This is a genomic window from Bacteroides sp. An322, from assembly GCF_002161765.1.
GTDB classification, from domain to species: Bacteria; Bacteroidota; Bacteroidia; order Bacteroidales; family Bacteroidaceae; genus Phocaeicola; species Phocaeicola merdavium.
The window spans coordinates 64841-91809 of sequence record NZ_NFIN01000012.1; the positions used below are offsets into that span (position 1 = coordinate 64841).

The 26969-nt window shown below is 44.8% G+C and carries 24 protein-coding genes; 16 read left to right on the forward strand and 8 right to left on the reverse strand.

Features of this window, described 5'->3' with window-relative positions; translation table 11 throughout:
• Nucleotides 1-357: 357 nt before the first annotated feature.
• Entirely contained in the window at nt 358-546 is a 189-nt protein-coding gene (locus B5F91_RS14920) for a hypothetical protein (RefSeq protein ID WP_144025089.1), read from the reverse strand.
• A gap of 152 nt (nt 547-698) precedes the next feature.
• Here B5F91_RS14920 and rimP point away from each other — a divergent pair, with 152 nt between their 5' ends.
• From rimP to B5F91_RS08250, 8 genes are all read left to right on the forward strand, one after another.
• Nucleotides 699-1166 carry a ribosome assembly cofactor RimP gene (gene rimP / locus B5F91_RS08215; protein ID WP_087428607.1) on the forward strand — a complete coding sequence of 156 codons (468 nt, stop codon included), beginning with the start codon at nt 699-701 and terminating at the stop codon, nt 1164-1166.
• Between the two features lie 3 nt (nt 1167-1169).
• Complete coding sequence (gene nusA / locus B5F91_RS08220) at nt 1170-2444, forward strand: transcription termination factor NusA (protein WP_087428608.1); 1275 nt, start codon at nt 1170-1172, stop codon at nt 2442-2444.
• 94 nt (nt 2445-2538) lie between these two features.
• A complete protein-coding gene (gene infB / locus B5F91_RS08225) occupies nt 2539-5466 on the forward strand; it encodes a translation initiation factor IF-2 (RefSeq protein ID WP_087428609.1) in 2928 nt (975 codons plus the stop codon).
• Nucleotides 5467-5554: 88 nt separating this feature from the next.
• Complete coding sequence (locus B5F91_RS08230; protein ID WP_087428628.1) at nt 5555-6055, forward strand: CvpA family protein; 501 nt, start codon at nt 5555-5557, stop codon at nt 6053-6055.
• Between the two features lie 3 nt (nt 6056-6058).
• Nucleotides 6059-7510 (forward strand): Fe-S cluster assembly protein SufB, encoded by a 1452-nt coding sequence (gene sufB / locus B5F91_RS08235; RefSeq protein WP_087428610.1) that lies wholly within the window; start codon nt 6059-6061, stop codon nt 7508-7510.
• A gap of 36 nt (nt 7511-7546) precedes the next feature.
• A complete protein-coding gene (gene sufC / locus B5F91_RS08240; RefSeq protein ID WP_087428611.1) occupies nt 7547-8299 on the forward strand; it encodes a Fe-S cluster assembly ATPase SufC in 753 nt (250 codons plus the stop codon).
• A gap of 2 nt (nt 8300-8301) precedes the next feature.
• The gene (sufD, locus tag B5F91_RS08245; RefSeq protein WP_087428629.1) at nt 8302-9645 is read left to right on the forward strand and encodes a Fe-S cluster assembly protein SufD; all 1344 of its coding nucleotides are present in this window, start codon (nt 8302-8304) and stop codon (nt 9643-9645) included.
• Between the two features lie 8 nt (nt 9646-9653).
• A complete protein-coding gene (locus B5F91_RS08250; protein ID WP_087428630.1) occupies nt 9654-10871 on the forward strand; it encodes a cysteine desulfurase in 1218 nt (405 codons plus the stop codon).
• Here B5F91_RS08250 and B5F91_RS08255 read toward each other — a convergent pair.
• A complete protein-coding gene (locus B5F91_RS08255) occupies nt 10866-11468 on the reverse strand; it encodes a lysine exporter LysO family protein (protein ID WP_087428612.1) in 603 nt (200 codons plus the stop codon). The two genes, B5F91_RS08250 and B5F91_RS08255, sit on opposite strands and share 6 nt — an antisense overlap.
• Entirely contained in the window at nt 11465-11749 is a 285-nt protein-coding gene (locus tag B5F91_RS08260; RefSeq protein ID WP_087428613.1) for a LysO family transporter, read from the reverse strand. The genes B5F91_RS08255 and B5F91_RS08260 overlap by 4 nt, the downstream gene beginning before the upstream one ends.
• Nucleotides 11750-11959: 210 nt before the next feature.
• Here B5F91_RS08260 and gpmI point away from each other — a divergent pair, with 210 nt between their 5' ends.
• Entirely contained in the window at nt 11960-13477 is a 1518-nt protein-coding gene (gene gpmI / locus B5F91_RS08265) for a 2,3-bisphosphoglycerate-independent phosphoglycerate mutase (protein ID WP_087428631.1), read from the forward strand.
• Nucleotides 13478-13580: 103 nt separating this feature from the next.
• The gene (locus tag B5F91_RS08270; RefSeq protein WP_087428614.1) at nt 13581-14162 is read left to right on the forward strand and encodes a DUF3109 family protein; all 582 of its coding nucleotides are present in this window, start codon (nt 13581-13583) and stop codon (nt 14160-14162) included.
• Here the strand turns inward: B5F91_RS08270 and B5F91_RS08275 are convergent.
• Both B5F91_RS08275 and B5F91_RS08280 read right to left on the reverse strand, forming a co-directional pair.
• The gene (locus B5F91_RS08275) at nt 14155-15498 is read right to left on the reverse strand and encodes a FimB/Mfa2 family fimbrial subunit (RefSeq protein WP_087428615.1); all 1344 of its coding nucleotides are present in this window, start codon (nt 15496-15498) and stop codon (nt 14155-14157) included. The genes B5F91_RS08270 and B5F91_RS08275 overlap by 8 nt on opposite strands.
• Nucleotides 15499-15879: 381 nt before the next feature.
• A complete protein-coding gene (locus B5F91_RS08280; protein WP_087428616.1) occupies nt 15880-17640 on the reverse strand; it encodes a gamma-glutamyl-gamma-aminobutyrate hydrolase family protein in 1761 nt (586 codons plus the stop codon).
• Nucleotides 17641-17721: 81 nt separating this feature from the next.
• Between B5F91_RS08280 and B5F91_RS08285 the strand changes: the two genes are divergently transcribed.
• A complete protein-coding gene (locus B5F91_RS08285; protein ID WP_087428617.1) occupies nt 17722-18669 on the forward strand; it encodes a phosphate acyltransferase in 948 nt (315 codons plus the stop codon).
• Entirely contained in the window at nt 18647-19708 is a 1062-nt protein-coding gene (gene buk / locus B5F91_RS08290; protein ID WP_087428618.1) for a butyrate kinase, read from the forward strand. Before B5F91_RS08285 ends, buk begins: the two co-directional genes overlap by 23 nt.
• Before the next feature lie 94 nt (nt 19709-19802).
• On the opposite strand, the gene B5F91_RS08295 is transcribed toward buk, so the two are convergent.
• From B5F91_RS08295 to B5F91_RS08305, 3 genes are all read right to left on the reverse strand, one after another.
• The gene (locus B5F91_RS08295; RefSeq protein WP_087428619.1) at nt 19803-20123 is read right to left on the reverse strand and encodes a DUF4491 family protein; all 321 of its coding nucleotides are present in this window, start codon (nt 20121-20123) and stop codon (nt 19803-19805) included.
• Nucleotides 20123-20590: an Lrp/AsnC ligand binding domain-containing protein gene (locus B5F91_RS08300; RefSeq protein WP_087428620.1), complete on the reverse strand. Its 468-nt coding sequence runs from the start codon at nt 20588-20590 to the stop codon at nt 20123-20125. The genes B5F91_RS08295 and B5F91_RS08300 overlap by 1 nt, the downstream gene beginning before the upstream one ends.
• A gap of 119 nt (nt 20591-20709) precedes the next feature.
• Complete coding sequence (locus tag B5F91_RS08305) at nt 20710-21117, reverse strand: hypothetical protein (RefSeq protein ID WP_087428621.1); 408 nt, start codon at nt 21115-21117, stop codon at nt 20710-20712.
• Between the two features lie 89 nt (nt 21118-21206).
• Between B5F91_RS08305 and B5F91_RS08310 the strand changes: the two genes are divergently transcribed.
• From B5F91_RS08310 to B5F91_RS15185, 4 genes are all read left to right on the forward strand, one after another.
• A complete protein-coding gene (locus B5F91_RS08310) occupies nt 21207-21728 on the forward strand; it encodes an NUDIX domain-containing protein (RefSeq protein WP_087428622.1) in 522 nt (173 codons plus the stop codon).
• A 246-nt stretch (nt 21729-21974) separates the two neighbouring features.
• Nucleotides 21975-24986, forward strand: a complete 3012-nt coding sequence (locus tag B5F91_RS08315) for a tetratricopeptide repeat protein (RefSeq protein WP_087428623.1) — start codon at nt 21975-21977, stop codon at nt 24984-24986.
• A gap of 58 nt (nt 24987-25044) precedes the next feature.
• Entirely contained in the window at nt 25045-26709 is a 1665-nt protein-coding gene (locus B5F91_RS08320; protein ID WP_087428632.1) for a TonB-dependent receptor, read from the forward strand.
• 112 nt (nt 26710-26821) lie between these two features.
• The gene (locus tag B5F91_RS15185) at nt 26822-26923 is read left to right on the forward strand and encodes a smalltalk protein (RefSeq protein ID WP_158099903.1); all 102 of its coding nucleotides are present in this window, start codon (nt 26822-26824) and stop codon (nt 26921-26923) included.
• Nucleotides 26924-26969 lie beyond the last annotated feature (46 nt).

The following is a 26969-nucleotide window of genomic DNA, read 5'->3' on the forward strand; positions in this document are numbered from 1 at the left end:
ACCGTCATCGTAAAATTGTGTGTTCATACTTTTTATTTATTAAAAATGGTCTTTGCGCTTCTTTTTGGTTATGTGTTTTTATAGCCTGATTAAAAAAGATGGCAGTTAATAATGTTTTTATAAATTTGGTGTTTACAAATATACTGTAGAAAGCGGAAAAGTCAAGCCCAAAATGTAACATGTTTTATCATGTATGTTACATTTTTGCTCGAAAAACGTGTGTTTGTGCTTTGTAACATGGAAAATAGAGGGAGAAAGAGGGAAGAAAAGCCAAAAGCATTATCCGGACAAAGGTAATAAATGTTGGTGAAAATTGGTTGCAAACGTGAAAAATACCGCTTCTTTTTTCACATTATTTTAGCTAAATAAAGTCCGGTTTTTTACATTTGTTTCCTGCCAAAAAGGCATACGGGTGTGTTGGCTTACGAAGCCGTATGCATCAGCCGATGAAGCCGGGTTCGTAAGCCGATGCACCCTGCTTCGATTGGAAAGGAGATTGGCAGGCAAACCTTGCCCTATAGGTATTTGGCTAGTGCGGACATCCATTTACATTTTAAATAAATGAAAGTGCTGTGGTATTTCAAAAATAATTGTTCTAATATTTTGCAAGACTTGATATTATTTGTATCTTTGCACGCGAGATGAATGAGAAGGTGGAGGGGCGGTCAAGCTCCTTTTTTTATTCTTAATAATATTACATGATAGAAACAAACGTGGTAACCCGGATTGTCGAGGAATGGCTGGACGGGAAAGATTATTTTCTGGTGGATGTCTCTGTTAGCCCGGATGACAGAATCGTAGTTGAAATAGACCATGCGGACGGCGTGTGGATAGACGATTGTGTGGATTTGAGCCGGTATATTGAGTCGAAGTTGAACCGGGAAGAAGAAGATTATGAACTGGAAGTCGGTTCGGCTGGAATCGGACAGCCGTTTAAAGTGCTGAAACAATATCAAATCTACGTCGGGAAAGAGGTGGAGGTGTTGGATAAAGCCGGGAAAAAATGGAAAGGCGTGCTGGCAGAAGCCAACGAAGAAAACTTTACCATTACGATGACGGTGAAAGTGAAGCCGGAAGGGGCGAAACGCCCGAAACTGGTGGAACAGAATGTGACTTTTACCTACGATGAAATAAAATACACCAAATACTTAATTAGCTTTAAATAAATTATGGCGAAGAAAGAACCTGCTGTCAGTTTGGTTGACACATTTTCGGAATTTAAAGAATTGAAGAACATCGATCGCACGACGATGGTGAGTGTGCTGGAAGAGTCTTTCCGCAGCGTGATTGCAAAGATGTTCGGTACAGACGAGAATTATGATGTAATCGTGAACCCGGATAAGGGGGACTTCGAGATATGGCGCAATCGGGAGGTTGTTGCCGATGAGGAGCTGACTAATCCGAACCGGCAGATTTCGTTGACTGAAGCCCGCAAGATTGACGCTTCGTATGAAGTGGGCGAGGAAGTGACGGATGAAGTGATTTTCGAAAAGTTCGGCAGACGGGCGATTTTGAACCTTCGCCAAACCTTGGCTTCGAAGATACTGGAGTTGGAAAAAGACTCCTTATATAATAAGTATATAGACAAAGTGGGGACTATCATCTCTGCTGAGGTTTACCAGATATGGAAGAAGGAAATCCTGTTATTGGACGATGAAGGCAACGAACTGCTGCTTCCGAAGACCGAGCAGATTCCGAGCGATTTTTACCGCAAAGGCGAGACGGTTCGGGCTGTAGTGGCTCGTGTGGATAACAAGAATAACAATCCGAAGATTATCCTGAGCCGTACGTCTCCGATGTTCTTGCAACGCCTGTTCGAACAGGAAGTGCCTGAAATCAATGACGGGTTGATTACGATTAAGAAGATAGCCCGCATCCCGGGCGAACGTGCCAAGATTGCGGTAGAATCGTATGACGAACGCATTGACCCGGTAGGTGCTTGTGTGGGCGTGAAAGGCTCGCGTATCCATGGCATCGTGCGTGAATTGCGGAATGAAAATATAGATGTTATCAATTATACATCAAATATCCAGTTGTTTATCCAGCGTGCATTGAGTCCGGCTACAGTATCGTCGATTGTAATGCATGATGAAGAAAAACGGGCGGAAGTGTACTTGAAGCCGGAAGAAGTGTCTTTGGCAATCGGAAAGGGAGGAATGAACATCAAGTTGGCAAGTATGCTGACCGAATATACCATTGATGTTTACCGTGAGGTGGATGAAAATGCCATGGATGAAGACATTTATCTGGATGAATTCAAGGACGAAATCGACGGTTGGGTGATTGATGCCATTAAGAGCATCGGTATCGAAACGGCAAAAGGCGTGCTGAACGCTCCGCGCGAAATGTTGATAGAGAAGGCTGACCTGGAAGAAAACACGGTAGATGATGTATTGAGAATTTTGAAAGCTGAGTTCGAAGAAAACGCTGCTGAGAGTGAATAGTTAATAGTGAATAATGAATAGCGTCGTTGCCGCTATCAACTGTTAACTATTAACGATTAATTATTTTCGGACTCTATTAAAAAACAAATGATTTATGACGATAAGACTGAACAAAGTAACAAGAGATTTGAATGTAGGGATTGCTACGGTGGTGGACTTTCTGCAAAAGAAAGGCTATACCGTTGAGGCTAATCCGAATACGAAGATTACGGAAGAACAATATGCTGCACTTGTGAAAGAGTTTAGCAAGGACAAAGATTTGAAGATAGAGTCTGAAAAGATTTTTCAGGAACGGCAAAATAAAGAACGCAATAAGGCTTCCGTCTCGATAGAAGACCTGCAGCCGGAACCCGCAAAGCCGGAAATGATAGATACGGTTGTGCCGGAAGAGGTACGCCCGCGCTTTAAGCCTGTAGGCAAGATTGACTTGGATAACTTGAACAAGCCGAAAAAGGCAAAACCGGCTGTTGCAGAGCCTGTAGAGGCAAAAGAGGAAGCTGCACAACCGGAAACTCCTGTGGTAGTTGAGCAACAGGAGAAAGAAGAACCTGTATATGAAACGGCAACGGCTGAACAGCCGCAAGCTGAAAAAATAGTGAATGAAAACCTTGAACAGCCTGAACCAGAAGAAAAGGCAGAAGACTCGAAACCGAATTTAATGGAAGAAAAGAAAGAAATCCCCGAAACGCAGACAGCTAAAGACACGACGGACGATGGTATATTCAAGATTCGTCCGACCGAATTCAAATCGAAAATCAATGTAGTGGGTCAGATTGACCTGGCTACCCTGAACCAGTCTACCCGTCCCAAAAAGAAATCGAAAGAAGAAAGACGCAAAGAGCGGGAAGAAAAAGACCGGCAGCGTCAGGAACAACGGAGGCAGATGAAGGATGCCATTATCAAGGAAATCCGGAAAACCGATGAAAAGGCGGAAAAGGGTAATGACATGGATGCCAATCCGAAGAAAAAACGGAACCGTATTAATAATAAGGAGCGGGTGGATATCAATACAGCCGGAAGCGGTGCTCCTTCGAAAAACGAAAAACAGAGCAAAAACACTCAGCAAGGCGGTGGCAAGCATAATAAAGACCGTTTCAAGAAGACTGTGGTGAAGCCGGAAGTGAGTGATGAAGACGTTGCTAAGCAAGTAAAAGAGACTTTGGCACGCTTGACCAATAAGGGAAAGAATAAGGCTGCCAAGTACCGCAAGGAAAAACGCGAAACAATCCAGAACCGTCAACTGGAGCAGGAGGAACTGGAACAAGAAGAAAGCAAGGTATTGAAGCTGACCGAATTTGTTACTGCCAATGAATTGGCAAACATGATGAACGTGCCGGTCACTCAGGTTATTTCTACTTGTATGAGTGTCGGGATTATGGTTTCTATCAACCAGCGTCTGGATGCTGAAACCATTAATCTGGTAGCGGAAGAATTCGGATTCAAGACAGAATATGTCAGCGCAGAAGTGGCTCAGGCTGTAGAGGAAGAGGCAGATGCGGAAGAAGACTTGCAGCCTCGTGCTCCGATTGTAACCGTAATGGGACACGTAGACCACGGAAAGACTTCGTTGTTGGACTACATCCGTAAGGCAAATGTTATTGCAGGTGAGGCTGGAGGTATTACCCAGCACATCGGTGCTTATAACGTGAAACTGGAAGACGGACGTCACATCACTTTCTTGGATACTCCGGGTCATGAGGCATTTACTGCAATGCGTGCCCGCGGTGCGAAAGTGACCGATGTGGTTATCGTCATTGTGGCAGCCGATGACAATGTGATGCCTCAAACGAAAGAAGCGATTAATCATGCGATGGCAGCAGGTGTACCTATCGTGTTTGCTATCAATAAAATAGATAAGCCGAATGCCAATCCGGACAAGATTAAGGAAGAATTGGCACAAATGAACTTCCTGATTGAAGAATGGGGAGGTAAATACCAGTCGCAAGACATATCGGCAAAAAAAGGTACCGGCGTGAAAGAATTGCTGGAAAAAGTATTGCTGGAAGCCGAGATGTTGGATCTGAAAGCCAATCCGAACCGGAAAGCGACCGGTTCTATCATCGAATCGTCTTTGGATAAAGGACGGGGCTACGTGGCTACGGTGTTGGTTTCGAACGGAACTTTGCATGTGGGCGATATCGTACTTGCCGGAAAATATTATGGTAAGGTAAAAGCCATGTTCAACGAGCGTAACCAGCGGATGAAAGAAGCCGGTCCTTCTGAACCTGTATTGATATTGGGCTTGAACGGTGCCCCTGCTGCAGGAGATACGTTCCATGTATTCGATACAGACCAGGAAGCGCGTGAAATAGCCAATAAACGTGAACAACTTCAGCGTGAACAAGGGCTTCGTACACAAAAGATGCTTACCTTGGATGAAGTGGGACGCCGTTTGGCATTGGGCGATTTCCATGAATTGAATATCATTGTGAAAGGTGACGTAGACGGTTCTGTAGAAGCATTGAGCGATTCGTTGATAAAATTGTCTACCGAACAGATTCAGGTGAATGTTATCCACAAAGGCGTGGGACAGATTTCGGAATCAGATGTATCGTTGGCAGCGGCTTCGGATGCTATTATTGTCGGTTTCCAAGTACGTCCTTCGAGTGGTGCCGCTAAGCTGGCAGAGCAGGAAGGCGTGGATATCCGCAAGTATTCTATCATTTACGATGCGATAGAAGAAGTGAAGTCGGCTATGGAAGGTATGTTGGCTCCGACTGTGAAAGAACAGGTTACCGCTACGATTGAAGTGCGTGAAGTCTTCAATATCAGTAAGGTAGGTATGGTAGCCGGAGCTATGGTGAAGACCGGTAAAGTGAAACGTACTGATAAGGCACGTCTGATTCGTGACGGTATTGTCATCTTTACAGGTGCAATCAATGCTTTGAAACGTTTCAAAGATGATGTGAAAGAAGTTGGAACTAACTTCGAATGCGGTATCAGCCTGACCAATTGCAATGACCTGAAAGTCGGTGATGTGATTGAAACATTCGAAGAAGTGGAAGTGAAACAAACTTTATAAGTAGTTGATAGTTGATAGTTAATAATTAATAGTTGGTGTCGTACCACTTAATTATTAACTATTAACTGTTCATTATTAATTGGATAAAGTGTCTCCGTTAGATTGGTTTATAGCAGGAATAATTGCTTTGGGAGTTGCCATAGGCTGCATGAAAGGAGCTATCCGGCAGTTGGCTTCCATTGTAGGTCTGCTTGCAGGTTTGCTCTTGGCACGAGCCTTGTTTGTGGCTGTGGGAGACAGATTGGGTGAAGAATTGGGCACTTCTGTTACATTTGCCCGTATATTGGCATTTATTTTAATCGGTGTGTTGGTGCCGGTTGTTTTTCTTTTTCTCGCTTCTGTCTTGACCCGTATTGTAGACGGGTTGCGGCTTGGGTGGCTTAACCGTTTGTTAGGCGCAGGATTGGGAGCAATCAAATACGTGTTATTATTGAGTATTGCCATTCATTGCATGGAATTTATCGACTCTGAAGATAATTTAATCAGTTCAACCAATAAGCAACAATCTTTGTTATATACTCCGGTAAAGGATAGTGCAGGCTATTTTTATCCGGTCATAAAAGACGTTACGAAACAATTAATCAATTGATATATGCAGTTAGAACCCAATAAATATGTAAAAGAACTTACTCAGGAAAAGTACAAGTACGGCTTTACGACGGATGTTCATACTGAAATCATCGAAAAAGGGCTGAACGAGGATGTCGTGCGGTTGATTTCGGAGAAAAAGGGAGAACCTGAATGGTTGCTGGATTTCCGCCTGAAAGCGTACCGGTATTGGCAAACATTGGAGATGCCGACATGGGCACACTTGACGATTCCCGAGATTGATTACCAGGCTATTTCGTATTATGCTGACCCTACGAAGAAGAAGGACGGGCCGAAGAGTCTGGACGAAGTAGACCCTGAATTGCTGAAGACTTTCAATAAGCTGGGGATTCCGTTGGAAGAACAGCTTGCCTTGAGTGGCATGGCAGTAGACGCGGTTATGGATTCTGTTTCAGTGAAAACCACATTTAAAGAGACTTTGATGGAAAAGGGCATTATTTTCTGTTCCATTAGCGAGGCGGTACGCGAACACCCGGATTTGGTGAAGAAATATTTAGGTTCGGTAGTCGGTTATCGCGACAATTTCTTTGCCGCGCTCAATTCGGCTGTATTCAGCGACGGCTCATTTGTCTATATTCCGAAAGGGGTGCGCTGCCCCATGGAACTTTCTACGTATTTCCGTATCAATGCAGCAAATACAGGACAATTCGAGCGTACGCTAATTGTGGCGGATGACGACAGTTATGTATCTTACTTGGAAGGTTGTACGGCACCGATGCGTGATGAAAACCAGCTTCATGCAGCGATTGTAGAAATTGTGGTCATGGATCGGGCTGAAGTGAAATATTCGACTGTGCAGAACTGGTATCCGGGTGATGCGGAAGGCAAAGGAGGTGTCTATAACTTTGTAACCAAACGAGGAAACTGTAAGGGAAGAGACAGCAAATTGTCGTGGACACAGGTAGAAACCGGTTCGGCAATTACATGGAAATATCCCAGTTGCATCTTGAGTGGCGACAACTCGACGGCAGAGTTTTATTCGGTAGCGGTAACGAATAATTTCCAGCAAGCAGATACGGGTACGAAGATGATTCATTTGGGCAAGAATACCCGTTCGACGATTGTAAGCAAAGGCATTAGTGCCGGACGAAGCCAGAATTCATACCGTGGATTGGTACGCGTATCGGAGAAGGCAGACAATGCCCGCAACTATAGCCAATGCGATTCTTTGCTGTTGGGAAGCCATTGCGGGGCACATACTTTCCCTTATATGGATATTCATAACGAAACCGCAGTGGTGGAGCATGAGGCAACGACTTCGAAAATATCGGAAGACCAATTGTTTTATTGTAACCAGCGGGGCATTCCAACCGAAGATGCTGTAGGGCTGATTGTAAATGGATATGCAAAAGAGGTACTGAACAAGCTCCCGATGGAGTTTGCCGTAGAAGCACAGAAATTGCTTTCGGTATCGTTGGAAGGAAGTGTTGGATAGTTCATTATTCACTATTAATTATTAACTGAATAAACGATGTTAGAAATAAAAGATTTACATGCCTCTATTAACGGCAAAGAAATATTGAAAGGAATCAACCTGACGGTGAAGACAGGTGAAGTGCATGCGATTATGGGACCGAACGGTTCGGGGAAAAGTACCCTAAGCAATGTGTTGGTAGGGCATCCGGCATACGAAGTGACTAAAGGTTCGGTTGTTTTCGATGGAAAAGACTTGTTGGCAATGAGTCCGGAGGACCGGAGCCATGAAGGGTTGTTCTTGTCATTCCAATATCCGGTAGAGATTCCGGGGGTGAGCATGGTGAATTTCATGCGTTCTGCAGTAAACGAACAACGTAAATACAAAGGACTTCCTGCACTGACAGCAAGTGAATTTTTGAAACTGATGCGCCAGAAACGGGAAGTGGTAGAATTGGACAGTAAATTGGCAAACCGTTCGGTAAACGAAGGCTTTTCGGGCGGGGAAAAGAAACGGAACGAGATATTCCAAATGGCAATGCTGGAACCGAAGTTAAGCATTTTGGACGAAACCGATTCGGGATTGGATATTGATGCCTTGCGTATTGTGGCAGAGGGAGTGAATAAGCTGAAAACTCCGAATACCAGTTGCATTGTCATTACGCATTACCAACGTCTGTTGGACTACATCAAGCCAGACATCGTACATGTATTATATAAAGGTAAGATTGTGAAGACTGCGGGTCCGGAACTGGCATTGGAACTGGAAGAGAAAGGCTACGATTGGATAAAGAAAGAATTGGGAGAATGAATATGAAGGCAGAACAACAGTATATCGACCTTTTTACACAATGTGAGGCATTGATTTGCCGGCATAGTGCGGAAGGGCTGAATGCGCCGAGGGCAAAAGCTTTCGCCGATTTCGAACGGCTGGGCTTTCCTACGCGCAAACAGGAGAAATACAAATATACGGAAATCGGGACATTCTTTGCACCGGATTTCGGATTGAACCTGAATCGGTTGGAGTTTCCGGTAAATCCGTATGAAGTATTCAAGTGTGACGTGCCTAATATGAGCACTTCCCTGTATTTTGTCATCAACGATTCGTTTGATAAACACGATCATCCTTCTGCGCAATTGCCGGAAGGTGTGCTTTTCGGGAGTTTAAGAGAACTGGCAATGCAATATCCGGACTTGATAAAGAAATATTATGGGAAGCTTGCCGATACGTCGAAAGACGGACTGACTGCATTCAATACGATGTTTGCACAAGACGGTGTGCTGATGTATGTTCCTAAGAATGTGGTAATGGAAAAGCCGATTCAGTTGGTGAATATTCTGCGTGCGGATGTGAACACCTTGTCGAACCGCCGTTTGTTGATTATTCTGGAGGAAGGGGCACAAGCTAAATTATTGGTTTGTGACCATGCCATGGATAATGTAAATTTCCTTTCTACTCAGGTGACGGAAATTTTTGTAGGCGAGAATGCTTATTTTGATTTATATGAGTTGGAAGAGACACATAATAGCACCGTTCGTTTCAGCCAATTGTTTGTAGAACAGCAGGCAGGAAGCAATGTATTGCTGAACGGCATGACTCTTCATAACGGCACGACACGGAATACGACAGAAGTGCAACTTGTGGGGCGTGGAGCAGAGATAAATCTCTGTGGTATGGCGATAGCTGATAAGAATGAACAGGTGGATAACCATACGACAATCGACCATCGTGTGCCTGACTGTACAAGCAATGAGTTGTTTAAATATGTGCTTGATGACCAGGCAGTAGGTGCTTTTGCTGGAAAGGTTTTGGTGCGTGAAGGTGCCCAGCATACGTCTTCTCAACAGACGAACCGGAATATTTGCGCTACCCGTGAGGCGCGAATGTACACCCAACCACAACTGGAAATTTATGCGGACGATGTGAAATGTTCGCACGGAGCTACGGTGGGACAATTGGATGAAAATGCTTTGTTCTATATGCAGCAGCGGGGCATTCCGTTGAAAGAAGCCCGTTTGTTGCTGATGTTTGCTTTTGTCAACGAGGTAATCGACTACATCCGGATGGATGCTTTGAAAGACCGTTTGCATCGGTTGGTGGAAAAACGCTTCCGGGGCGAATTGAATAAATGCCAAGGATGTGCGATTTGTAAATGATAGGAGTTATGTATAACATTTCAAAAATCAGGGAAGATTTCCCGATTCTTTCACGGACGGTATACGGAAAGCCCCTTGTTTATTTAGACAATGGAGCGACGACCCAAAAGCCGCGTTGCGTGGTAGAGTCGATAACCGATGAATATTATTCGGTAAATGCCAATGTACATCGGGGGGTACATTTTCTCTCGCAGCAGGCAACCAATTTACACGAGGCTTCTCGCGAAACGGTGCGTAAGTTCATTAACGCACGTGGCACCAATGAGATAGTCTTTACCCGGGGCACTACCGAAAGTATTAACTTAGTGGTATCTACTTTTGCCGATAGCCAGATGCAGGCAGGCGATGAAGTGATTGTTTCGGTCATGGAGCATCACAGCAATATTGTTTCATGGCAATTGCAGGCTGCCCGTAAGGGAATTGTGTTGAAAGTGATTCCGATGAACGACCGGGGAGAATTGTTGTTGGATGAATACGAAAAGCTTTTTTCTCCGCGTACCCGTATCGTGTCGGTAACTCATGTGTCGAATGTGTTGGGTACGATTAATCCGGTAGATAAGCTGATTGAGATAGCCCATGCTCACAATGTACCTGTATTAATTGATGGGGCGCAAAGCATTCCTCATTTGCCGGTAGACGTACAGGCATTGGATGCCGATTTTTATGTATTCAGTGGTCATAAGGTATATGGACCGACTGGAATCGGCGTATTGTATGGTAAAGAAGATTGGCTCGACCGTCTTCCTCCTTATCAAGGTGGAGGAGAAATGATTAAGAATGTAAGTTTCGAGAAAACCACATTCAATGAATTGCCTTTCAAATTCGAAGCCGGTACTCCTGATTATATAGGCAGTACAGCGTTGGCTAAGGCGTTGGATTATGTTTCTGCTATCGGTATGGAGAACATCGAAGCATACGAACATGAGCTGACTGAATATGCGATGCAGCACCTGAAAGAGATTCCGGGCATGCGCATCTTTGGCGAAGCGGAACGGAAAAGTTCGGTTATTTCATTTTTGGTCGGGAATATTCATCATTTCGATATGGGAACATTGCTTGACCGATTGGGCATCGCTGTCCGTACAGGGCATCATTGTGCCGAACCGTTGATGCACCGGTTGGGAATAGAAGGTACAGTCCGCGCGTCGTTTGCGCTTTATAATACCAAAGAAGAGATTGATGTGTTAGCCGCCGGCATTGAGCGTGTGGCGAGGATGTTTTTATAAGGAACAAAAAAACGTCACTAAGAAAGGTACGCTGAAGTCTACCACGAATCCGTGAAAAATGGATACGACTACAAACTTTTGTCCAGCATAACGGGTAATAATGGGCAATGTGGTGTCCATCGTGGTAGCTCCTCCGGCGGAAATCGGTGCTAAATTTCCGAACCAGCGGACTAAAAGCGGAGCACATAACAGGGTGATAATTTCGCGCATGATGTTCGATAGCAAAGCGATTGTGCCCAGTTCCGGACCTTTATATTCGGTGATGAAAATGCTGGATAATGAATAATAACCAAAACCTGCTCCTACAGCCATGCAGTCGGCGGCGCTTCGGTGTGGAAACAATAGGCTGATGGCTGCGGCTGCCGATAAGGTTCCCAAAATAGTCATGACCGGGAGAAATATCAGGCGCGGATTCAGGCTGCGGAAGTTTTTCAAGGTCTGTGGGTCATTGCCAATGCTTAAACCTACACTGAACATCAATGCGCATAACGCATAATAGCTGATATTGGTTTGCGTAATGCCGAATGGGATAAGGTGGAATACTCCGCATACACATCCTAAAGCGAAAAAAGCCACAATAATCAAGCTGCCTTTCATACTTCTCCTCCTTTCTTTTCATTGTGATATAACCATTTCCATAATATCCATGCGCAGATGCAACTTCCGACGACTGTTGCAAAAGTAATGGTAAAAGCTTCTATTCCCAGTGTAGCGAGTCCTTCGACTATTTGCCGGTTGCTTCCTACTTCTATCCCCAATAGGAACAGCAGCACCCAAATCAATGCCGTGATGAGAAGATGTATTCCCGGATATTGCTTTTTGCGTAATAAAAATCCGATGCACATACCTCCTAACATGAGTCCGATTACAGTAAACATATTCTTTTCGTTTTTGGGGCACAAAAATAATAATTGTTCCGATTCTGATATCCATCATTCTTCTTATAATTTCTGCTCAAGTCGATTTCCCCATGCAATAGATGCATTTTCCATCCTCTTAAATTTCCTCAAAATGTGTGTTATAAGGCAGATATTTTGTATTTTTGCATGCTGTAAAGCATGAACATCAACTTTAAACAAAATAAGATTATGGCTAAGAAAGCTCTTTTAATGATTTTGGACGGTTGGGGTTGTGGAGACCATCAGAAAGACGATGTGATTTTCAACACTCCGACTCCGTATTGGGACAGCCTGTTGGCTACGTATCCGCATTCTCAACTTCAGGCAAGCGGTGAAAACGTAGGTTTGCCCGATGGTCAGATGGGTAATTCGGAAGTAGGTCACTTGAATATCGGTGCCGGACGTATCGTTTATCAGGACTTGGTGAAGATTAACCGTGCGTGTGCTGACGGAAGCATCTTGAAGAATCCGGAAATCGTTTCGGCATTCTCATACGCGAAAGAGAACGGTAAGAATATCCATTTCATGGGCTTGACTTCGAACGGCGGTGTACACTCTTCATTGGAACATCTGTTCAAATTGTGTGACATTGCCAAGGAATATGGTTTGGAAAATACATTCATCCACTGTTTTATGGACGGTCGTGATACCGACCCGAAGAGTGGTAAAGGATTTATCGAACAACTGGAAGCACACTGTGCTCAGTCGGCAGGTAAGATTGCTTCTATCGTAGGACGTTTTTATGCAATGGACCGCGACAAACGTTGGAACCGCGTGAAAGAAGCATACGATTTGCTGGTAGAAGGCAAGGGCAAACAAGCTACCGATATGGTACAGGCTATGCAGGAATCTTACGATGAAGGAGTGACCGACGAGTTCATCAAGCCGATTAATAATGCAAACGTTGACGGTACGATTAAGGAAGGCGATGTAGTGATTTTCTTCAACTACCGTAACGACCGTGCGAAAGAGTTGACTATCGTATTGACTCAGCAAGATATGCCGGAAGAAGGCATGAAGACCATTCCAGGCTTGCAGTATTATTGCATGACTCCGTATGATGCTTCATTCAAGGGTGTTCATATCCTGTTCCCGAAAGAAAACGTAGCAGATACGTTGGGCGAATATCTTTCGAAAAACGGAAAGACTCAGCTTCACATTGCCGAGACCGAGAAATATGCACACGTAACCTTCTTCTTCAATGGCGGACGTGAAACTCCGTTCGATGGTGAAGACCGTATCTTGGTTCCGTCTCCGAAAGTGGCTACATACGACTTGAAGCCGGAAATGAGCGCATACGAAGTGAAAGACAAGTTGGTTGAGGCTATCAATACGCAGAAATACGATTTCATTGTTGTCAACTATGCCAACGGTGACATGGTAGGCCATACAGGTATTTATGAAGCAATCGAAAAAGCTGTAGTTGCTATCGACAATTGCGTTCGTGATACCGTAGAAGCCGCTAAAGCAAATGACTATGAAGTGATTATCATTGCCGACCACGGTAATGCCGACCATGCATTGAACGAAGACGGCACACCGAACACGGCTCACTCGTTGAATCCGGTTCCGTTTGTCTATGTAACGGCTAATAAAGACGCGAAAGTAGAAAACGGTGTATTGGCTGATGTCGCTCCGTCTATCTTGCACATCATGGGCATGGCGCAACCGGCAGACATGACGGGAAAAGATTTGATTAAAGATTAATTTTATAATAGAACACAGAGACGCGGAGACACAGAGTTTCTTCTTGATGAGGAAAATAAAGCTCAGTGTCTCCGTGTCTCTGTGTTTTTTTAATTTAAAAAGTATGGTTCAAGTAGGAGATGCTATCGTAAGTTTCGATGTGTTTCGAGAAAAGTTTTTTTGCGATTTAGACGCTTGTAAAGGTGCGTGTTGTATTGAAGGCGATGCGGGAGCACCGGTAACGTTGGATGAAGTGGCAGAGTTGGAGGAAGTATTGCCGGTGATTTGGGGCGAATTGTCTCCTGAAGCACGGGCGGTGATAGATAAACAAGGAGTGGCGTATACCGACCAAGAAGGTGATTTAGTCACTTCTATTGTAAATGGAAAAGATTGTGTCTTTACGTGTTACGATGAGAAAGGATATTGCTATTGTGCCATAGAGAAGGCATACCGGGAAGGGCGTTGCAACTTTTATAAGCCGATTTCTTGTCATCTGTATCCTGTCCGCATAGGCGACTACGGACCTTACAAAGCGGTGAATTATCACCGTTGGAATGTATGTAAAGCCGCAGTCGCATTGGGACAAAGCAAGCATGTAGCTGTTTATCAGTTCTTGAAAGAACCTTTAATCCGCAAGTTCGGTGAAGATTGGTATGCCGAACTGGAGAAGGTTGCAGAGGAACTTCAAAAGCAACATATTATTTGAGCTTGAATCTGACGGTTTTGACGGGACGGAGGTAATAAGTACGTTTTTCTCCTACAGCTGATATAGTTGAACTTCCGAAAGCAAAACTATGTAGACAATCGTTGCAGAGATAACGGTCATCTTCGTTGTCCATAAAGACGGTATGACCATTCTCTTGCAAGAACTGGTTCAAGTCGTAAAGGTTAAAGCTGTATTGTCCGACGAAGTTTTTGGCTTCTTCTCTAGTAAATACCCGCCAGTTGCTGATGCCGTCTATTTCATATCCTGTTAAAGAAGCTTCTCCTTCAGCAGCCAGTATTTCCCATTGTTCGGGTGAAATAATAATGGCTTCATATTCAGTCTCGGAAGTGGCTTTCATTTCCCATACATAAAAGCTTTTCCAGAAATCTTCCTCTTCGGGAAGTTCTGTTACTAGGTATGTATCGACATCAGTGGGCACATTTGTTCCAGGTTCTTCGGGTTCTTCTTTGTCATCGTCTGGAGAGTCTGGTACGGTTTCGCCTATACCGAATTCCACATCTACAGCCGTATGCCATCCTTCGGCTTGGAACTCTCCGTTGAGCGTAATCCCGTTTTCATAATTCCCTGTAAACTGATAAGGATATCCGGGTTGTAAAGCAGATTGATATGTATAGCCATACGTTTTATTTCCGTCCGGTAATTCTACTTGAATGGATAAGTGAGTTGAAGGACTCTCGTTGGGAAAGATGTAAACTGTTTCACTAACCCATTGTCCGTTTTCTTTGGTGCAAGGTATCAGGCAGGATTGTTCATCATTTTTATACTCTCCGGTAAAAGAGATGCCCGAACTTACGGGGGAAAGGTTAATGTTTACGGCTGTAGCTTCGTTTGGAACATCGTTGATGATAAAACCGACGGAGGCAACCGCATACGATAAAGTCATTTGTACGGTAGTGGATTTGGTCAGGTTGATTTGTGCCTGTGCCATTTGTATGGGAGTTTGTGCAAAGTTGTTTTCTTTGAAACTGATATAACTTTCTAGGGTAATATCAAAAGGCGTTAGATATTCGTTTTCAGAGATGCCGGATAATAGGATGAGGGTGTATTTCCCTTCTGGGAGACTATTATTATATGGAGTAGAAGCGTCTGGAATGGTGGTTTGTTGGATGCATGCGCCTCCTTCGTCAAAGAGAAAGACGGAAAGCGGATAGTTGATTTGGGCATTGTTATCACTTCGGGTAACGATTTGAACCGTATGTGGGACATCTTGCAGTGTTTTCCCTTCGTCAGATTCTTCTTCAAGTTTGTATTCTCCGCAAGCGCAAATAAGGGCGGAGAACAGCATGAGCCAATAGAAATGTTTAATTGTGTTCATAATAAATAGAATAAATGTTTTCTATTAACAACGCACGATTGCTGATTTGTACATATCTGTTTCGGGAAAATTGTAAGTATTTTGAGACGCTATCTTTTCAATTATGCTGGATTGCAAATCCAGCGTGATAGGGTGGCTGGGTGTGACGGGAACACAGAGGCTTTTATGTCTCTTGTATAGTCTGATATTAAATATGGAGTGTATTATTTGCGAATATTTCTTTTGTATTTCGGTTTTAGCTGGCATCCTTCTACGGTTTTCCGTACCAAAAACATACGGTTTTGGTTCGAAAACCGTATGTTTTTGGTTCGGAGAACGTACGTTTTTGGGACGGAAACCGTAGAAGGGAGACTATTGGGAAGAGATTCTGATAGAAGCCGGTCAGCGATTTTGCTGTATTTCTTCCATGACCCGAAGGAAATTGCCCCCCCATATCAGGCGGATATCTTCCTCGCTATAACGTTCGTAGAGCAATCGGCGGGTAAAGTTAATCACTTCGGATGAATCGTTGCATCCGGCGATTCCTCCATCACCGTCGAAGTCGGTGCCTATGCCTACATGGTCTGTGCCAATCAGGTTAACGATGTGGTGCAGGTGTTCGATGGCGTCTCGGATATCGGCTGGACGGTCTGTGCGGAGAAATCCGCTATAGAGACAGAGTTGCACGACCCCGCCTTTGCGTGCTATGGCTTTTAGTTGCTCATCGGTCAGGTTGCGCGGGTGGTCGCACAAGGCTCGGCTGGAAGAGTGCGAGCATACCACAGGCTGAAGGCTGATGTCCAAGGCATCATAGAAGCTTTGTTCACCTGCATGGGAAAGATCTACCATCATCCCCACACGGTTCATTTCGCGGATGACTTGTGCGCCGAAATCGGATACGCCTAAATGTTCTTCATTATAGCGTGCCGAACCGCAGATGTCATTATTTCCGTTGTGGCATAAGGTCATATAAACCACGCCCCGTTGGCGGAACCGCTCCACGTTGCTCAGGTCTTTGCCGATAGCGTATCCGTTTTCTATCCCTAACATGATGGCTTTCTTTCCGGCTTGTTTCAGGCGGTAGAGGTCGGCGGGGCGATAAGCGATGTCTACGGCGGTGCAATTCATTGCCACCATGCGTTCTATTTCGTTCAGTAGCTGGTCGGCTTTAGCGGTTGCGGCAAGCAAGGCTTCGTCGGTGCGTTCTTTTTGCGGGATATAGGCGACCATGATGGTTGCGTCTTGCCTGCCTTCCGTCATTTTGTGCAAGTCGACTTTTATTTTCGGGTCGCGGGTATCGAACCGGATGTTTTGGTCGAAGAACATCGGAGTGTCGCAATGCGAGTCTAAAGTCAGGATGCGCCGATGTAAGGCTTTGGCTGTACGGAAAGAGTCGGCTTCTTGCAAGAGCCAGCCGAAAAGAGGCATCATGCAAGGGTCGTTGTTCAGGATGAAGCATTCGGGATGCCATTGGACACCGAGCATCGATTTGCATTCGGTGCTTTCTATGGCTTCGATGATGCCGTCTGAGGCACGTGCGGAGACGCGGAAGCCGGGAGCGGCTTCTTTTACTGCTTGATGATGGAACGAATTGACCGGCAGGGTGGTTTGTCTCATGATTTTGGCTAACATGCTATCAGCTTCGATGTTTACGGTGTGAGAAGCGAACGAACGGTCTAAATCCTGGCTATGTTTAATGAGTTTACCTTCGGCTTGAGAATAGATGTCTTGGTAGAGGGAACCGCCTAAGGCTGCATTCATGATTTGAATGCCCCGGCAAATGCCCAATATGGGAATCTGACGGTTAGCAGCCAAGCGGGTTATCAGAAGTTCCTGACGGTCGCGGTATGGATTGATGCTGTGTAATTCTTTTACTGGCTCTTCTCCTAAGAATAACGGGTTAATATCTCCGCCTCCGGTTAATAACAAGCCGTCAATACTATCAAGAAGATTTATCAAGATGTTAGCGTCATCAAAGGGAGGTATGATAAAAGGAACGCTTCCTGCTTTCAGAATGGAAGTGTAATATCCAGATGCAAGAGTCAAATTTCCATCGCTGAAATTTCCGGTGATGCCGATAACCGGCACTTCCCTATGGTTGGGAAACCGGTTGTGGAGTGTGTTGTATGTGTTGTCGATGTCAAATGTTTGAAACGTTTTCATAAGTTAAATGTTTAGAGGAAACACAGCAAAGATAGGGATAAATTCAGATTTATTTTTCATCTTTGCTAAAAATCTGATGATATGGAATTAATTCGAACGCTTTCCCACTTGGTCAATAGCTTGCGTTCTTCGTGTATACGGAGACGGGTAGCGGTGGTTTGTCCCAATGACCCGCATACGGAATATGTTATTATACGGAGCTTGCGTGAAGAAATAGCCGAATATTTATTGGTGGTTGATGCGGAGCATAAGGAAATGGCATATAGTTTGCGAAGTGCTTCTCCCGACTTTGTCCGGGTGTACGAGGCGGATACGCCTGATGATGCAGCCGCTTTGGCGGTAGAATTAGTTCGTACAGGTGAGGCGGATATTTTGATGAAAGGATTAATCAATACGGATAATCTTTTGCGTGCCGTATTAAAAAAAGAGACGGGTTTGCTTCCTCCGGGAGGCGTGTTGAGCCATGTGACGGTGGCACAAATCCCATTGTATCATAAACTATTGTTTTTTTCGGATGCGGCGGTGATTCCTCGTCCTACATTGGAGCAATATCGCGCCATGATCACTTATGATGTAGCTTTATGCCGTGCTTTAGGCAACGAGCAACCCCGTGTGGCTTTGATTCATTGTACGGAGAAGGTCAATGAAAAATTCCCGCATACCTTGAGTTATGTCCAATTGAAAGAAGAGGCTTTGCAGGGGCATTTCGGAGAAGTCTTTATTGACGGGCCTATGGATGCTAAAACGGCTTGTGATAGGCATAGCGGCGAAATCAAGGGATTGTCTTCTCCGGTGGTGGGTAATGCCGATGTGTTGATATTCCCGAATATTGAGGCTGGGAATACGTTTTACAAGACACTTTCTTTGTTTGGCGATGCGAATATGGCTGGAATGTTGACCGGTACGATTGCGCCGGTAGTGGTTCCTTCGCGGAGCGATTCGGGGAATTCAAAGTTTTATAGTTTGGCATTGGCATGTATGGCCAGTAATTTAATGCAAGAATCTTATGAAGAGAATATTGGTTATTAATCCCGGTTCAACTTCTACCAAATTAGCGGTTTACGAAGATTTAGAGCCTGTATGGAAGCAAAGTGTTTTTCATCCGGCAAAGGAATTGGCTCGGTTTCATCATATTAATGAGCAATATGAATACCGCCGGACGTATGTGTTCGAAGCCCTGCAAAAGGCGGGCATACCGATGGCTTTTGATGCGATTATTGCCAGAGGAGGGATTTTAAAGCCTACGCAAGGAGGAGTTTACCGGATTGACGAGCGTATGAAGCATGATTTATGGCATGCGCCTATGGAACATGCGTCGAATTTGGCGGCTTTGTTGGCAGATGAATTTGCCAAGGATATGGGATGTCCGGCATTTATTGCCGATCCGGTTGTAACAGACGAATTGCGTGATGTAGCCCGTTTGTCCGGTATCCCCGAACTGCCCCGGCTTTCTATCTTTCATGCGTTAAATAGCCGTGCGGTTTCCCGCCGGTATGCAGCTTCGGTAAATAAGCGGTATGAAGACCTGAATTTAATCGTTGCTCATTTAGGGGGCGGAATTTCGGTTAGTGCCCACCAGCATGGGAAAGTGGTTGATGTAAATAATGCCTTGAACGGGGAAGGGCCTTTTAGTCCGGAGCGTGCAGGAACTGTTCCGGCTCGTCAGTTGGTTGATTTATGCTTTAGCGGGAAATATACCCAAGCTGAAATCCGGAAATTATTAAATGGAAGAGGAGGTTTGGTGGCATATTTGGGTACAACCGATGTGCAAACGATTGTACGTTGGGCACATGCAGGCAATGCCAAACATAAATTGGTGCTGGAAGCAATGGTTTATACCGTGGCAAAACAAATCGGTGCGATGCATGTGGCGCTTCATAGTCAGACCGATGCCATTATCTTAACGGGCGGGATAGCAAACAATGCATACGTTATTTCCTTATTGCGCGAATGGATTGAAGGATTGGCACGAATTGTGGTCATACCGGGTGAAGACGAGATGGGAGCTTTGGCTATGAATGCGTTAGGAGTATTGAATGGTGAATTGCCTTTGCAGGAATACTTGTGAAATTGAAAATTAAAAATTGAGAATTGAAAATGAGCCGACAAAGCATCTGTTAACACTTGATAGTTTTCAATTCTCAATTTTCAATTTTTAATTCTCAATTTTCTACGTATTCCTGTTTCCGTTTCGGGTTCATCGGGAACCATCCTTTCAGCACACGTTTGCGTTGGTCGAATATTTCTTTGATTGTCCAAAAGGATGAAAATGCGAAAACTCCGAGCAGGCTTGAAATCAGAATGTTGCTGACGAATATGGAGGCAATGATTCCCGCGATGCCTAAAACGAGAAACCACCACCAGCACCGTGTGCCGAAATAATATTCGGCTTTAATGACAATGGGATGAAACATCCCGATAATCAGAAAAGTGCAGATGCCGATGATGATTCCGTCTATATGATAAGTTGAAAGCCACTCCATTATTTTACTTCTTTACGGATAGGTATTTCTTTCTTGATGCTTTGCTCAAGTGAGATTAATGTTTCTGTAGCCGTAACGCCTGGAATTTCTTGAATCTTAGTATTCAATAATTCCATTAAGTGCTCATTATCCGTACAATACAATTTGGTCAGCATTGTGTAGGGACCAGTGGTGAAGTGGCATTCTACGATTTCTGGTATCTTTTTCAGCTCTGCTACGACGCTTTTATACATTGAGCCTTTTTCCAGTTTGATACCTACATACGTACAGGTGCTATATCCGAGGCTTTTGGGATTTACGTGATAGCCTGAACCGATGATTACACCTAAATCAATCAAACGTTGCACACGTTGGTGAATGGCAGCGCGTGAAACGCCGCACTCTGCAGCCACATCTTTAAAAGGGATGCGGGCATTCTGTGAAATGATTTCCAGAATTTGCTTGTCGAGATTATCAATCTTTTCCATAAGAGTTTATCAATCTTATTATATCATTTTGTAAGCAAATATAGGAAAACTTTTTTATTACATCAGCATGTAAGACGAAAAAACATCTTTTTTTGTCGAAAAACAACGTTTTTATAATGTCATGCCTTGAGTTGAGCCTTGATTTCTTCCATTTTCCGTCTTCTTTCCAAGGAGAAAGTGTCGCTATGGGTATCGGCGAAAGTGAGCAGTTCCAATGCTTTTTCATTCAGCATTTGCCCTTCTTCTGTTGAGGGTTTAAGGCTCGCGTCGAACCGGAGCAGTTCTGCCAGCAATTCCATGCGTTGTAAGCATTCTTCTTCTGAAAATCGAGCCTGCATGTAAGCCAATATAATATCCATGCCTGCTTCATAAAAGAAATCTTGCGGTTGGTGGAAATAACTGCGGTACATTCCGTTCACTTCTATTTGTAAAGTCGTACCTTCTTCTTTCCCTCTTTTCTCTATCAGTTTTTCCAAGGCTTCAAAGAATTGGCGTATCAGCCTCATGATATAGTCTTTTTCTAGCATCTTGTTTAATTCTTACAATTCGGAGTGCAAATATAAAGTTTTTCTTAGATTTATGCTTATCTTTGCCCTAGATTAAAATCAAAAATACCATGCATCCGTTAGAGTTATTCAAATATTGTCCGAAGTGCGGGTCTTCTCATTTTGAAGTCCGCAATGCGAAGGCGAAGAAATGTGCCGATTGCGGCTTTGTGTATTATTTCAATTCGAGCGCGGCTACGGTCGCTTTTATCCTGAATCATAAGAATGAATTGCTGGTATGCCGGCGTGGAAAAGAACCGGCTAAAGGAACTCTCGACCTTTCGGGAGGCTTTATTGATATGTATGAGACGGGCGAAGAAGGCGTGGCACGTGAAGTGATGGAAGAAACCGGATTGAAGGTGACCGAAGCCGTTTACCAGTTCTCGTTGCCTAATACCTATTTGTATTCGGGCTTCTTGGTGCATACGCTCGACTTGTTTTTCTTGTGCCGGGTGGAGGACGATAGCCGTTTGAAGGCGATGGATGACGTGGCGGATTCGTTCTGGATGCCGCTCGACCAAATCAATCCGGATGAGTTCGGGCTTGACTCGGTACGGGAAGGAGTGGCTCGTTTTTTGACTTTACATAAATAGAAACTCATCACGGAGGACACAGAGGCGCACAGAGTCTTTTAATTTATAGTCAATCTGAAATGAATTGCAAAAAACATTTGTCATGCTGAACGTAGTGAAGCATCTCGGATGCGTTTACGTGGATGTACACGAGATTCTTCGCTTTGCTCAGGATGACAATACAAAATATTTTTCGCAAACCAATTTTGTTTGACTATAATTATCGAAATCTGTGTAATCTGTGGTGAACAATATAAACTGTTACTTATGAAGAGAAAGAGAAAACTCGAAATGGCGGGATTGTTGTGCATGATGCCCTGGATGGCATTTGCCCAACAAGTAGAGCCGTTGACCGACCCTGTCCGTTTGTTTGAGGACGGAAAGACGTTGTTCCAAAGGCACGATTATGCCGCGGCACAACAGACCTTGACACAGTATTTGCAACAAGAACCTTCGGCGGAATTTGCCGAAGAAGCAGCTTATATGTTGGTTTGCACTTCGTATGAACTGAATAAGCCCGACCGCATCCGCCAATTGGAAGCGTACGTAGGGAAGTATCCTGATTCGCGTTACATCAATCGGGTATATGCCTTGATAGGGTCCGCTTATTTTTTCGATAAGAATTATCCCGAAGCCATTACGCATTTCAAGATATGTGATATTCATCGGCTAGCCGATGATGAACGGGATGTTTCTTTGTTGCGTTTGGGCACTTCGTATCTGAAAGAAGGGAATCTGAAGGATGCTGCTTTGTGGTTTTCTGTCTTGAAAGACGTGAGCAAGGAGTATCAGCTTGACGCGGTTTATCAATTGGCTTATATTGATTATGCCCGCGGGCGGTATGACGAGGCATTGGAAGGCTTCCGGCTTGCGGGAGCCGATGAGAAGTATGCGCCTTATACACCTTATTATATAGCAGACATTTGCTTGGAGAAACATGAGTATCAGAAGGCGAAACAATTGGCGGATACGTATTTAGAGGCTTATCCCCGGCATGAATATGCCTTGTCGATGCAACGCATCGCGGGTGAGGCAAGCTACGGGATGGGGCGTTATGCCGAGGCGGTAAAGCCTTTGGAAACTTATTGCGGATCGCTCGAAGGAAGTAAAGACCGAAAGGCTTTGTATGCTTTGGGCATGAGCTATTATCAGACCGGTGTCTGCTCGAAAGCCGTGGAAGCTTTGGGTAAGACGGTAGATAAGCAAGATGCATTGGCGCAAAATGCGTATTTGCATAGTGGAATGGCTTATATCCAATTGAAAGACCGCACGCGTGCCCGTATGGCATTCGAACAGGCTTCGGCGATGACGTTCGACCGAGGTGTACAAGAGCAGGCTTTGTATAACTATGCCCTTTGCATCCACGAGACTTCGTATTCGCCTTTTGCCGAATCGGTCACGGTATTCGAGCGGTTCTTGAACGAATTTCCGAACTCTGCCTATACCGAGAAAGTGAACGATTATCTGGTCGAAGTGTATATGAATACTCGGAGCTATCAGGCGGCATTAAACTCTATAGCTAAAATCACCCATCCGGGCGACCGTATTTTGGAAGCCAAGCAAAAGTTATTGTTCCGCATCGGAACACAGGCTTTTGCACAAGCCGCTTTTGAGAATGCGATCGAATATTTTACCCAATCCATTGATTTAGGACGGTATGACCAGCAGACCAAGGCAGACGCTTATTATTGGCGAGGAGAATCGAAATACCGTATGGAACACTATGCGGAGGCGGCTTCCGACTATCGGCTTTATTTGGAATATACGCCCGACCGCACAGGGGAAGAATATGCCTTGGCTTTGTATAATTTGGGTTACGTAGCCTTTAAGCAAAAGCAATACGAACAAGCCTTGACGTGGTTTACCCGTTGCTCGCAAACGCAAGCGAAAGACCGGCGTATCGCGGCAGATGTGTACAACCGCATGGGCGATTGTCATTTCCATGCCCGCCGGTTTGAGGAGGCGAGTGCCTATTATGTACAAGCCTTTACGGTTGACCCCAGTTTGGGCGATTATTCGCTTTTCCAGCAAGCTTTTGTGAGAGGATTGCAACGCGATTATGCGGGGAAAATCCAGACCCTGAACCGCTTGCTGACCGAATATCCGGCTTCGCAATACATTGATGATGCCTTGTACGAGCAAGGGCGTGCTTTTGTCCAGCAAGAGAACAATGCCGGAGCCATTGAGCGGTACACGGTCTTGCTCCAGCGTTTCCCCGAAAGCCCGCTTTCGCGTAAGGCGTCCAATGAGATTGGTTTGCTTTATTATCAAGAGGATAAATATCCCGAAGCCATAGCCGCTTATAAGAAAGTGATATCCGATTATCCGGGAAGCGAAGAAGCCCGTCTGGCTCAACGCGACTTGAAGTCGATATACATCGACCTGAATCGGGTGGATGATTATCTGAGTTTTGTATCATCGCTTCCGGGGGGAGCGAACTTTGATGTGAATGAACGCGATTCGTTGACCTACGTAGCCGCCGAGCGGGTGTATATGCGGGGCGAAACGGCAGAGGCGAAAGCCAGCTTTACCCGTTATCTCCAGTCGTTCCCGCAAGGTGCGTTTAGCGTGAACGCTTCGTATTACTTGGGCTTGATGGCTTATAACGAGCAGGACTATGCCGAGGCTTCGGCTTATTTGGATAAGGTATTGGCATATCCCGACAATAAGTTTTCGGGCGAGGCGATGAAGCTCAGTGCCGATATTGCTTATCAAGGAAAAGAATATGAAAAAGCCTTGGGCTTGTACGAGCGTATGGCAGACCGCTCCGTTTCGCAAGAAGAGCGGGTGGAGGCTTGGCGCCGTGCGTTGGAATGTGCCCGTCTTGCGGATCATTCCGAAAAGGTTATCACTATCGCTTCTTCTTTGTTGGCTCAAAGCAAGTTAGTGCCCGAAGTAGAGAATGAAGCACGCTATGCCCGTGCCAAGGCTTGTTTGGGTGAAGGAAAGGCACAAGAAGCTATGGGCGACTTGACGGTATTGGCAAAAGACACCCGTAACGTCTATGGCGCTGAGGCGAAATACTTGCTTGCCCAACTTTATTTTGATGCGGGTGAAACCGAAAAGGCGGAGAAAGAAGTGCTGGATTACATCGAGGTCAGCACGCCTCACGCTTATTGGTTGGCGCGGAGTTTTGTGCTTTTGTCGGATATTTATGTGAAAATGGGACGCGGTTTGGATGCCAAGCAATACCTCTTGTCCTTGAAGCAGAACTATCAGGCAGATGATGATATCCAAGAGATGATAGAAACCCGTTTGAAACAATTGGAAAATGAATAGAGTGGTTTATAAAATCCGCGTTAATCTGCGTTTCAAAAACGCTATATATTTTATGCTTATGAAATCAATAATTATAGCAATAGGGCTGGGCGGTTTGTGTATGCATCATGCATACGCCCAGGAACAAGCCGATACGACATTGAACCGTACGGTGGTGGTGGAAAACCAGTATAATCCGGAGGTGATGGACGCATTTAAAATCAATGTGTTGCCCGAAGTGGAAGAACCGACTGTACCTAAACAACATATTGATTATGCCACTTCGCTTCATCCTTTTTCAGCATGGGAGTTTACGCCCATGCAAGCGATGACCAGCGATGAAAAACAACAGAAAGCTCCGGGCGGTTATGCCCGTGTGGCATACGGTACCCGGAATAATGTGGATGCACGTTTGTCTTATCTTTGGGACATTTCCCGGCGCGATTGTTTGAACTTTAACGCTTCGTTTTATGGGATGAACGGAAAAATCTCTTCTTCCTTGCCCGATGCGGACGATTGGAAATCACGTTTTTACCGTACGGATATTTCACTCGATTATCAACACGATTTCCGTAAGGTTTCGTTGGGGATAGGAGGAACTTTTGTTTCTCAGGTATTCAATTACATGCCGGTGAAGTCAGATACGCTTCCTGATATAGAGTCGGTTATCGGACGCCAGCGGTATACGTTAGGCGAAGGCTATTTTCGCATTGCTTCCCTGAAAGGTGCGCTCCCGATTGAATTTGCTTTCCAGACGGGTCTGCGTAGCTTTAGCCGAAAATATGATATTGCCCGGATGAATCATGGTTCGGAAAATATCTTCCATACATTGGGTTTTGTATCCGGTGCGATTAATGAAGAGCAAAAGGTCGGAATTGGCTTTGCAATGGATAATCTGATTCATGATGTAGACCAGGCTGATTACACCCTGCTCCGGCTCAATCCGTATTATACGTTCGATAACGGGCGTATGCGGTTGCGTGCGGGAATACACGCCGATGCACAATTCGGACACGACGGAAAGTTGATGGTTTCGCCCGACGTGAAGCTCGATTTCTTCTTTGCCGATACCTATCGGGTATATGTGCACGCCACGGGAGGAACCGAGTTGAACGACTTCCGCCGGCTGAATGAACTTTCTCCGTATTGGGCACAAGTGGGGCAGATGCAGACTTCGTATACTCCTGTTGATTTGAAGGCTGGTTTGAAAGGTGCTCCGATGCCGGGTTTAAGTTTTCATCTTTATGGAGGATACCGGATAGTGAAAGATGAAATATTTAAAGGATGTCCGTTTGTAATGGATGAAGATTTCCCTTATGCTTATGTGCCGTTTATGCAAGAAAAAGCCAAAGTGGGGTATGGAGGCGCGGAAATTGCTTATCAGTATAAAGATTGGATAGATGTTTCGTTGGGAGGTGTTTATTCCCATTGGGATGTGAAGGAAGAGAAGGAGGCTTTGCTTTATCTGAAACCACAATTCGCTTTAAATGCCTCTGTCCGGGCTAAAGTGTACGATGATTTATGGGTGAAGGCACAATATCGTTTCGAGAAACGTGTGGGGATGAAGGTCATGGAAGATGCTGAGTCCGTGAATAATCTGTCGCTTTCGGCAGGATACGAGTTTTTCAACCGTTTGAATGTTTTTGCGGGTGTAAATAATCTTTTGAATTGCGATTATCTTACCGAGACGGGCTATCCAGTACAAGGGTTTAACGTCATGGCAGGGGTGAGTGTACGTTTTTAGTTAATAATGCGAATCAGGAGTTAAAATGTATTTTGAATGTCCGCATTTTATCAAATTACTTGTAGGGGCAGACCCCGCCCCTACAGGTTTAACTACTAAACTTTACTGAACTATGGAAAACAAGAAGAAAAACATTTGGGGGATTATCATTCAGACTTTGATTACGATTCTGACCGCTATCGGGACATCGCTGGGAGTAACCAGCTGCATGTAAGGCAATGAATAATTAATAATGAACAGTTAATAGCGGCTGGTGGAAA

Coding starts and splice junctions, on each gene's coding strand:
- B5F91_RS14920 (WP_144025089.1), bottom strand. CDS start 546: ATGGATGTCCGCACTAGCCAAATACCTATAGGGCAAGGTTTGCCTGCC.
- rimP (WP_087428607.1), top strand. CDS start 699: ATGATAGAAACAAACGTGGTAACCCGGATTGTCGAGGAATGGCTGGAC.
- nusA (WP_087428608.1), top strand. CDS start 1,170: ATGGCGAAGAAAGAACCTGCTGTCAGTTTGGTTGACACATTTTCGGAA.
- infB (WP_087428609.1), top strand. CDS start 2,539: ATGACGATAAGACTGAACAAAGTAACAAGAGATTTGAATGTAGGGATT.
- sufB (WP_087428610.1), top strand. CDS start 6,059: ATGCAGTTAGAACCCAATAAATATGTAAAAGAACTTACTCAGGAAAAG.
- sufC (WP_087428611.1), top strand. CDS start 7,547: ATGTTAGAAATAAAAGATTTACATGCCTCTATTAACGGCAAAGAAATA.
- sufD (WP_087428629.1), top strand. CDS start 8,302: ATGAAGGCAGAACAACAGTATATCGACCTTTTTACACAATGTGAGGCA.
- B5F91_RS08250 (WP_087428630.1), top strand. CDS start 9,654: ATGTATAACATTTCAAAAATCAGGGAAGATTTCCCGATTCTTTCACGG.
- B5F91_RS08255 (WP_087428612.1), bottom strand. CDS start 11,468: ATGAAAGGCAGCTTGATTATTGTGGCTTTTTTCGCTTTAGGATGTGTA.
- B5F91_RS08260 (WP_087428613.1), bottom strand. CDS start 11,749: ATGTTTACTGTAATCGGACTCATGTTAGGAGGTATGTGCATCGGATTT.
- gpmI (WP_087428631.1), top strand. CDS start 11,960: ATGGCTAAGAAAGCTCTTTTAATGATTTTGGACGGTTGGGGTTGTGGA.
- B5F91_RS08270 (WP_087428614.1), top strand. CDS start 13,581: ATGGTTCAAGTAGGAGATGCTATCGTAAGTTTCGATGTGTTTCGAGAA.
- B5F91_RS08275 (WP_087428615.1), bottom strand. CDS start 15,498: ATGAACACAATTAAACATTTCTATTGGCTCATGCTGTTCTCCGCCCTT.
- B5F91_RS08280 (WP_087428616.1), bottom strand. CDS start 17,640: ATGAAAACGTTTCAAACATTTGACATCGACAACACATACAACACACTC.
- B5F91_RS08285 (WP_087428617.1), top strand. CDS start 17,722: ATGGAATTAATTCGAACGCTTTCCCACTTGGTCAATAGCTTGCGTTCT.
- buk (WP_087428618.1), top strand. CDS start 18,647: ATGAAGAGAATATTGGTTATTAATCCCGGTTCAACTTCTACCAAATTA.
- B5F91_RS08295 (WP_087428619.1), bottom strand. CDS start 20,123: ATGGAGTGGCTTTCAACTTATCATATAGACGGAATCATCATCGGCATC.
- B5F91_RS08300 (WP_087428620.1), bottom strand. CDS start 20,590: ATGGAAAAGATTGATAATCTCGACAAGCAAATTCTGGAAATCATTTCA.
- B5F91_RS08305 (WP_087428621.1), bottom strand. CDS start 21,117: ATGCTAGAAAAAGACTATATCATGAGGCTGATACGCCAATTCTTTGAA.
- B5F91_RS08310 (WP_087428622.1), top strand. CDS start 21,207: ATGCATCCGTTAGAGTTATTCAAATATTGTCCGAAGTGCGGGTCTTCT.
- B5F91_RS08315 (WP_087428623.1), top strand. CDS start 21,975: ATGAAGAGAAAGAGAAAACTCGAAATGGCGGGATTGTTGTGCATGATG.
- B5F91_RS08320 (WP_087428632.1), top strand. CDS start 25,045: ATGAAATCAATAATTATAGCAATAGGGCTGGGCGGTTTGTGTATGCAT.
- B5F91_RS15185 (WP_158099903.1), top strand. CDS start 26,822: ATGGAAAACAAGAAGAAAAACATTTGGGGGATTATCATTCAGACTTTG.